Source organism: Neobacillus drentensis (genome assembly GCF_036962765.1).
Taxonomy (GTDB): domain Bacteria; phylum Bacillota; class Bacilli; order Bacillales; family Cytobacillaceae; genus Neobacillus; species Neobacillus drentensis_C.
Map to the genome: position 1 here is coordinate 17,136 of NZ_JBALOS010000125.1, position 8,963 is coordinate 26,098.

Genomic DNA, 8,963 nt, shown 5'->3' on the forward strand with positions numbered 1-8,963 from the left:
GGGCAGGGGAGACCCCGCAGGAGCGCAGCGACGAGGAGGCTCCCCGGACCGCCCGCGGAAAGCGAAGCGCCTGGAGCGGAAATCAACAGGCAGTTTAACAGAGCCTTTAATTTAAGAAATCATTAACTGGACTCACCTTAACAGCGCTGACTTTAAAGCCTGGCATTTTGCAGGCAGGATCCAGTTCCTTTGAAACGAGGAGATTAATATTTTGTGAGTCTGCCCAGTGAAAAGGAACAAAAATAGTATCATGACGAATTGTTTCTGACCATTTGCTTCGAACCACTACACTACCTCGGCGTGATTCGATTTTCACTAAAGATTGGTTTTGGATCTGATATTTAACTGCAGTTGCAGGGTGGATTTCCATAAACGGCTCTACGTTTCTTGCTGCTAAGGATGGACTTTTTCTTGTTTGCACCCCTGTTAAGTAGTGTGACATGACTCTTCCTGTGGTTAAATAGAGCGGATACTCGTCACTAAGCTGTTCTTTAGGAATTACCGGGCTGTTTGGTACCACCACCATCGCTGCTTTCCCATCTGAATGGGCAAAGGATGTTTCAAACACTCTTTTCGTACCTTTATGGTCAGGATCTGGGCACGGCCATAATATTCCTCCTTCTTTTCTAAGACGTTCATAGGTAATGCCGAAATAATCAGCATTCCCGCCACGACTTGCCAATCGTAATTCCGTAAAAATTTCCTCTGCCGTGGTAAAGGAAAAATACTCTTCTTTTCCTAGCACACGGGCAATTTCACAAAGGATTTGCCAATCATGCTTCACTTCTCCTGGACACGGATAACTAGCTTCCCGTAATGTGACCCGCCCTTCTACATTGGTCATCGTACCTTCATCTTCAAGGTAGGAAGAGGCTGGCAGGATGACATCGGCTAATCTCGCTGTTTCTGAAACGAACAGATCAACCGCTACAAAAAAAGTTAATTTTTTTATGGCCTCTTTAACAAAGCGGGCATTCGGATTGGAAACAATGGGATTGGAACACATCAGAAATAACCCTTTAATTTCCCCTTCATGGATTTTTTCCATCATTTCATAGGCCGAAACACCTTTCCGTGGTATATCTTTGTGGTGTACACCCCAAACACCTGCCAGATATTTTCGATGTTCTTCATTCTCAATAGAACGATATCCAGGAAGCTGGTCGGCTTTTTGACCATGCTCTCTTGCCCCCTGGCCATTTCCCTGCCCGGTAATGGCTCCATAACCACAGCCCGGCTTGCCGACTTTCCCGGTCGTAACCAAAATATTCAGGAAATTACGGACAGTCATCGAACCATTCGTGTGCTGTTCAACCCCTCTCGCTGTAAAAATCATGCCTGTTTCTTCTTTCCCGAACCTTAGAGCTGCCTTACGAATGAGAGTGATTGGTACGCCGGTTATTTCTTCCATTTCATCTAAACTGAGGGAACCTACATAGTCTCTAACATCATCAAACCCATTTACACGTTCTTGAAGAAACGTTTCATCCACATAATTTTCTTCGATAATTACTTTCAATAACCCGTTAGCTAACACCGCATCAGTACCTGGTTTAGGTTTTAGATGCAAGTCTGCTAGTTTCGTTGTAGCTGTTTCACGGGGATCGATGGCGATAATGTATGCACCATTTTCTTTCGCTCTTTCAAAATAAGGCATAATTGTTGGCTGACACTCAGCAATATTCGTCCCGGCTAATATAATGCATTTTGTTGATGGTATTTCCGACAAACTATTGGTGAAGCCTCTATCCAACCCAAAGGTTTGACTCGCCGCTGAAGCAGCTGCAGACATACAAAGGCGACCATTATAATCAATGTATTTGGTTTTTAAAGCAACACGAGCAAATTTACCCAATAAGTAGGCTTCTTCATTTGTGATGGATGCACTACCATAAACCGCTAAGGCATTATGGCCAGACTCTTTTTGAATTTTAGTAAAATTTTCTTTAATATACTCCAATGCTTCCACCCAAGAAACACGAACAAATTCACCATTTACTTTTAACAATGGAAATTTCAACCGCTCCTTATGAAAGGCATGTTGATGGGCGTTCATACCCTTAATACATAGTCGTCCCTCCGAAGTTGGATTATCTTTCCCGATGGTTGTATATTTTTTTCTTGTCACAATCGATTGTTCAATCAATTGCATTTTACATTGCATGCTGCAGTACGGACATTGAGAATCGTACTTTTTTTCAGATTTCACTTCTTGTTCCTTTGTCCGGAAATATTTCAATAACGCTTCCGTCAAGATACTCACCCTTTTCCCGAATATTTCTTACTAGATAGCCGATGACCTTGAACTTTTCACTAAGTACTTTTTGCGCAAGAAGTAATCTTTTTCTAAACGCAGCAATAATTGCTGACGATAGTCTTGGTCGAATAGAATTTCGCGCACATGGACTAAACCGACCCGTTCGATCCATTGCCAAGTTCGTTCGAGAAAATTGGCGGTCTCACGGTAATATTGAATAAAGGCACAAATAATGTCGATTACATCATTTTTCGATGATTCAATGCACAATAACTCACCTGCGCGTACATGACGGCCACTGCTGCCCCCGACATAAATTTCCCAGCCAAGTCCCCTTCCAATCACCCCGATATCTTTCGTAGTCGAACCGGCGCCGTTATGCATACAAGCCGATACGCCCATTTTCACACGGTAGGGCGTTGTGAGAAATTCCAATCGTTTCTCGAGGGTGACAGCTAACTCAATCGATTCTTGTTTATCACATCGACAAATATGTGCTCCGATACTCGTTTTGACATTTTGAACCATATTTCCATAAATGGCACTTACCTCCATATTCAAATCTGCCCACAAACGAGATAGATTTTCTTTCTTTACCCCCATCAGATGAATTCTTTGTTCACTCGTAACAGCGATATTTGTAATCTCGTATTTTTCTGCCACATCGGCAATCGTTCGCAATTGTTCTGCTGTCGTTTTTCCTCCGTACATTTGTGGGACAACGGTGTACGTTCCATCCTGTTGAACGATCGCATTCATTTGTTCGGAGACAAAAAATGTTTCTTGCTGGCTGTCATACTCCGGATAAATCATCCCTAAATAATAAGCTAATGCAGGCTTGCAAATAGCACATCCTTCCTCATTGCCCCAAGCAAGGACTTCCATCACCTCTTGTACCGAAGTCAGGCCTTGCAATTGCATTTCGTAAACCACTTCATCTTCCGTTAACGATGTACAGGCGCACATGGATTTTTGTTCAATACCTTCATCAAATTCATCACTCTGAATGTAGGCGAGAAGATCGGCAACTAACGGTTTGCAGCCGCCACAAGAGCTTGATGCCTTGGTACACTGTTTTAACTGGTCCACCGTCGTTAATCCATTTTTTAGGACGGCTTCAATAATCGATCCTTTTGGAACACCGTTACAATTGCAGATCATTTCACTTTGGGCCATAGTTGCGACGAAATTACCATCACCATTTAACGATTGAAATAAGGTAACTTTCTCGATGTCGGATACATCTTGTTTTTTCAGGATCATTTCTAGTAATCTCGTACGATCACGGGTATCACCAAATAACACGGCGCCAACCATTTGCGAATCTTCAAAAACAAGCTTTTTATAAACTCCCTCTAATTCATCATGGATTTCTATGGACTTAAAATTGTCATTACATGTAAACATCCCAACAGAAAACACATCCACACCCGATATTTTTAATTGGGTAGAAAGAACTGTTCCTTCGTATCCCTTAGATTCCATGCCGCATATCCGTTTCGCTAAAACTTTCCCTTGATCATAAAGAGGTTTTACCAAGCCATAGACCGTTCCTCGATGTTCCACACATTCGCCGACAGCATAAATGTTCGGTATATTTGTTTCCATATAATCATTGACAAGGATGGCTCGGTTTGTTTCGATTCCACTTTCCTTCGCTAACTGGATATTGGGCCTCACCCCTACAGCCATCACAACCAAATCGGCAGCTATTTCCGTTCCATCCTGAAAGGTTACTTTTTCTACACGTTTGTTCCCGCAAATCTCCTTCGTTTCTTTTTCAAAAATAAAACGTAGTCCTTGCCTGTTAAGCTCTGTTTGCAACAACTTCGCGGCCGTTTCATCCAGCTGTCTTTCCATTAAATTTCGGCCATTATGAACCACCGTTACATCCATACCAAGATTCAGTAGACCCTTGGCAGCTTCTAAACCTAATACACCGCCTCCAATGACAATCGCTTTCTTATAGTGTTTCGCAGTATCCATCATTGTCTGACAATCTTCAATAGTCCGAAACGAAATGACTCCTTCTTTATTAGCCCCCGGTATCGGGAGTAGAAATGGCATGGAACCTGTCGCAATGATTAACTGGTCATAGGAGACTTTTCGCCTTTTGTTCGTTATTAACACTTGTTTTTCCGGATCAATTGTTAGGACAGTTTCTCCCGTATACAGCCTGATGTTCTGTTCGTTATACCATTCGCGACCATGAATGGTTATGTCTTCAAACGAGGTAGCACCCTGCAAAACAGCCGATAATTGGATTCGATTATAGTTAAGGTGTGGTTCACTTCCGAAAATGGTAATTTCAAAAGAATCTGGCGCATTTTGTAAAATCTCTTCCACACACCTCACCCCCGCCATTCCATTACCTATTAAAACAAGCTTTTGCTTATCCATATTAAAAACCTCCGCTAGTAAATATGTGGATACTGCAACCATAAATATCACCTATTATTCCATAAAACTCTGCAAAAGAAATTCAATGTGTGACATTTTCTAACACAGTAAGTTCTATGTTAGAGTACCTTACATACCATGAGACATCTTCTGTACCTTTCGGATATTGTTTAACAAAGCAACAGCAACTCATATTCAAACTGTGTAAAGGAGGTAAAAATTATGAAAAACAATATCAGTTTACTTTCGTTCTTGGTGGTGCTAATCAGAGTCATGTTTTCAAAAGATAGCTGTTTTGAATGGTAAAAAGGAAAATCCAAGTTATCTATGAAATAAGTAAATTTTTTCAAGGAGGGAGTTCAATAGGATGAAGATATCAGATCTAAAGAAAAGTGGTCATGCGCCATCGTTAGCGGCTTCATTTTTATACTTTGATGTTAGTTTTATGATTTGGGTGATGTTAGGGGCACTTGGGGTATATATTACAAAGGATTTTGGACTAACCCCCTCACAAAAGGGTTTTATCGTTGCGGTTCCTATCCTAAGCGGTTCGTTTTTCCGCCTTATCCTTGGTGTCTTAACAGATCGAATCGGCCCGCGAAAAACAGCAATCAGCGGAATGTTGGTTACCATTATTCCACTGGTATGGGGCTGGTTATTTGGTCAAACATTAACTGAACTTTATTTGATAGGAATCCTGCTTGGTGTGGCAGGTGCAAGCTTTGCTGCAGCCATTCCGATGGCAAGCAGATGGTACCCTCCGCATTTACAAGGACTGGCAATGGGAATTGCCGGTGCCGGGAATAGTGGAACGCTGTTTGCCACCTTATTCGGGCCGCGTCTTGCCGAACAAATGGGCTGGCATAATGTCTTAGGTTTAGCACTGATTCCTCTTTTGACGGTATTTATTTTGTATATCATGATGGCAAAAGATGCTCCATCCCAACCTGCACCAAAACCGGTGGCTGAATATTTGAAAGTATTTAAACAAAAAGATACCTGGTATTTTTGTTTACTATACAGTGTTACCTTCGGGGGATTTGTTGGTTTGTCCAGTTTCTTAAGTATCTTTTTTGTGGATCAATATGATTTATCAAAAGTAAGAGCAGGAGATTTTGTCACACTATGTGTGGCAGCAGGGAGCTTTTTTAGACCAGTGGGCGGATTTATTGCAGATAAAATTGGTGGTGTCCGCCTCCTTACCTTCCTATTTATCGGGATCGCACTTAGTATGTTTGGCGTGAGCCAACTTCCTTCTTTAATGGTTGTAACCATCTTATTGTTCATTGGTATGCTCTGCCTTGGAATGGGAAATGGTGCCGTCTTCCAATTGGTTCCGCAGCGCTTCCAAGAGGAAATTGGGATGATTACCGGAATCGTAGGTGCGGCCGGCGGGGTTGGCGGATTTTTTGTCCCCAACATCTTGGGAACACTAAAGGAAGTTACTGGGACTTACGGAACAGGCTTTATGGTCTATACAGGGATTGGTATCGCAGCATTGTTAGTGTTATTTATCGCACAAGTATCATGGCGAAAAACCTGGTCGCCAAAGGAAGCCACTATTAAAAATTAATTGGATGCTCAAAATAAAAACGCATTTGCGCTTTATGGCAAATGCGTTTTTTTATTATANNCTCAAGGCATTGATAAACCGCCAACATATCTCGTTTATTCAACTCACGAATTCGATTGAAAATAGGAATTTCAGCAACTGCTTCTAAGTATCCAGGTACCACATCGCTAACTTTTCCAGTCAGCCATGTTTGTACGTCAACCCCATCGACGATTTCCTTACGCCCTTCATCATTGATTCCACTTGCAGAACAACTAACACATGGGATAGATAATTTATGGACGCCATCATGGAGACCATCTTCAGAAATAACTTTCTTCCCTTTACAGAAAGGACAAGGATGACTAGCCTTAATTTTATTCATTTGGGTAACAATTTTTTTGTAGCCAAATGCCTCGTAGACATAGGTGATTTTTTTGTATTTTCCATTGGTGAAATACTTATCAATAATCGTTTCTCTCGTTTCAGTAATATTGGCAAAATCACAGATTTTTATTTGATTTTTGTTGCTGATTGCTTCTAGATTGCCTTTAACACTGCCCCAGAAGGGTAAGACATTTTGTAAAACTACTTCATAGGCTGCAAAGCTCGCTAGTTCTAGTTCAAGTATTTTTAGCGCTGCTTGTGTTTCCCTTGGAAGTAATGACACATCTTCCGTGAGTGGCATATCGCCGCCAACAATGGACCTTAGCTTTTCTAGTTCAGGTAACTTCCCTACTATCTTTAAGACTTGATCGATCGGCTGATGAATAATCTCGCGAATATCCGTGTCCGCAAAGGTCAGTTTTTTATGATGATTTAGTACGGTTCCTTGACAGACTGGACAGGTAATGAACTCTTTTGAAGCTTTCATCTGCTCTTTAATAATTGATTTCGAAATAAACATATACCGACCGATGATGATATTAAATCCTTCCCAGGTTCTCGACGCTTTGCCTGCTTTATCATAAAATGACTTTTCCCAATAACCATAAAGGAAGGTCTTTTTTTCTTCTTCAGTCATCTCATTAAAGCTTTTACTAATATCTTGGCCAAGTTCATTCTTGATCTCATCAAAGAGGAATTGTAATTTTGGGTATTGATAATATTTTAATACTTCCATCACGTCTGGATGTAATAAGCCTTCCCAAAAGGGAACGGTTTTGTCTTGAATGACAACATCGATATCAAATTTTTCAATAACCCGTCGTCCTGAACAGCAAGGACAATGATTTTCTTGATGATAGAAATCGAAGCTTCTTGTATCTTTATTAGTCGGATGCGCAGCCACTATATGGTTAATTAGTCCACCCATTTCATAGAGAAAGCTGTATTGACTATACAAGTGTCTTTCTAGATCGATGGCGATGACCGGTGCGATCGTGTCGGATTCATATTCGCCATAAATCAACCGCGCCATTGGAGATAAACTTTTTAAGATACCACCCTTATAAACGTTTTCAGCATGTTGAAAATAGGCCACATGATTCTCTTTTAAGAAATGAATGCCTTTTTTTGACTTGAATGTTGAAGAAACATGCACAGGAGCCACTTGATCTTCATCGTGTTTTTGATGATAGTAGTCGTCATGACGGACAACATCAAGATGCTCAACTGGTGCGAGTTGTCTTTTACCAAAATCAACGATAAAATCAGAGCTATCTAGCATATAGCCATTATGTTCTATCATCATGATGGAAACAGATTCATCTTCGAGAATGATCCTGACACTGTCAATGAATTGGTTTAGGATATTTTGTGATAACCCTTTAGAAGGCTCGTCAAAAATAAACAATGTATGCGGGTTTCGTGAGTTCGCAAACAGCTCCGACACTAAATGAACGCATTGGAATTCCCCTGTTGATAATGTTTGTGTCTTCCTTTCTAAGGTCAAATATCCAAGTCCAAGTTTAATCAATAAGCTTAAGCGTTTATGAGCAATGTCTTCATTTGGCAGATCGTCGATAATGTCCTCAATCGAGCGTTGAAAAATATCATCAATATCTTCACTATATTTTGAAAGTTTCTTCTTAATATCAAGAAACGTCGCAACGGTTGACCGACTGGTAATCGATTGATTTCGATCTTGTCCCACCATAACCAGTTTATCTTTTGGATACCGCTTCAGAAAATCTTTCGCAATACACTCATTAACTAGTGTAGATTTCCCACACCCCGATTCTCCGGTAAATGTCACCAGTCTATTTTTAGGAATCTGTATTTCAGGCATTTGAATATTACGACAGTAGAGGTCTTTAAATTGATAGTAATCTGTTGGCTGTGCCTGATTGCGTTCCCACTTGATTGGTTCGGGACGTGGTGATTCTTCTACTATTTTCCCTCCATATTTACCACTGCCAGGACCAAAGAACATTTGCAGATCGGTTGCACCGAGGACCGTGTCCGAATGATCAATGAGCCAAATTTGATTCTTATAACCTAATTGTTTAATCTGCTCTAAAATTTTTACAAGGGTTTGGTGATCAAGACCAACGGAGATCTCATCAATAATAATGACGGTATCTTCACTCGCTGCCATGAATTCTGCCAAGTAGAGCCGCGTTAATTCTCCGCCTGACAAAGTACCCATAATTCGATTAAGTGTTAAGTAACCAATATTCATATTGATGATATTTTTGAGAATATGTTGTTTCGCTTCACTAATATGTAATTCGTCTGCTAATGAAAGAATTGATTCAATGCTTAAGTTATTAATATCGGAAATAGTATGTGGTTGATCGATTAATTCAATGG

General features: G+C 40.7%; 3 protein-coding genes and 1 pseudogene. 1 reads left to right on the forward strand and 3 read right to left on the reverse strand.

Going from position 1 to position 8,963, the window contains the following annotated elements:
• Positions 1 to 106: 106 nt before the first annotated feature.
• Both nasC and nirB read right to left on the reverse strand, forming a co-directional pair.
• Positions 107 to 2,254, reverse strand: coding sequence for an assimilatory nitrate reductase catalytic subunit NasC (nasC, locus tag V7137_RS16390; RefSeq protein WP_335699069.1), 2,148 nt, complete (start codon positions 2,252 to 2,254; stop codon positions 107 to 109).
• 30 nt (positions 2,255 to 2,284) lie between these two features.
• Positions 2,285 to 4,657 (reverse strand): nitrite reductase large subunit NirB, encoded by a 2,373-nt coding sequence (gene nirB, locus V7137_RS16395; protein WP_335699070.1) that lies wholly within the window; start codon positions 4,655 to 4,657, stop codon positions 2,285 to 2,287.
• A 367-nt stretch (positions 4,658 to 5,024) separates the two neighbouring features.
• On the opposite strand from nirB, the gene V7137_RS16400 reads away from it, so the two are divergent.
• The gene (locus V7137_RS16400; protein WP_335699071.1) at positions 5,025 to 6,230 is read left to right on the forward strand and encodes an MFS transporter; all 1,206 of its coding nucleotides are present in this window, start codon (positions 5,025 to 5,027) and stop codon (positions 6,228 to 6,230) included.
• A 61-nt stretch (positions 6,231 to 6,291) separates the two neighbouring features.
• Here the strand turns inward: V7137_RS16400 and V7137_RS16405 are convergent.
• A pseudogene (locus V7137_RS16405) lies at positions 6,292 to 8,963 on the reverse strand (ATP-binding cassette domain-containing protein); the annotation flags it as partial.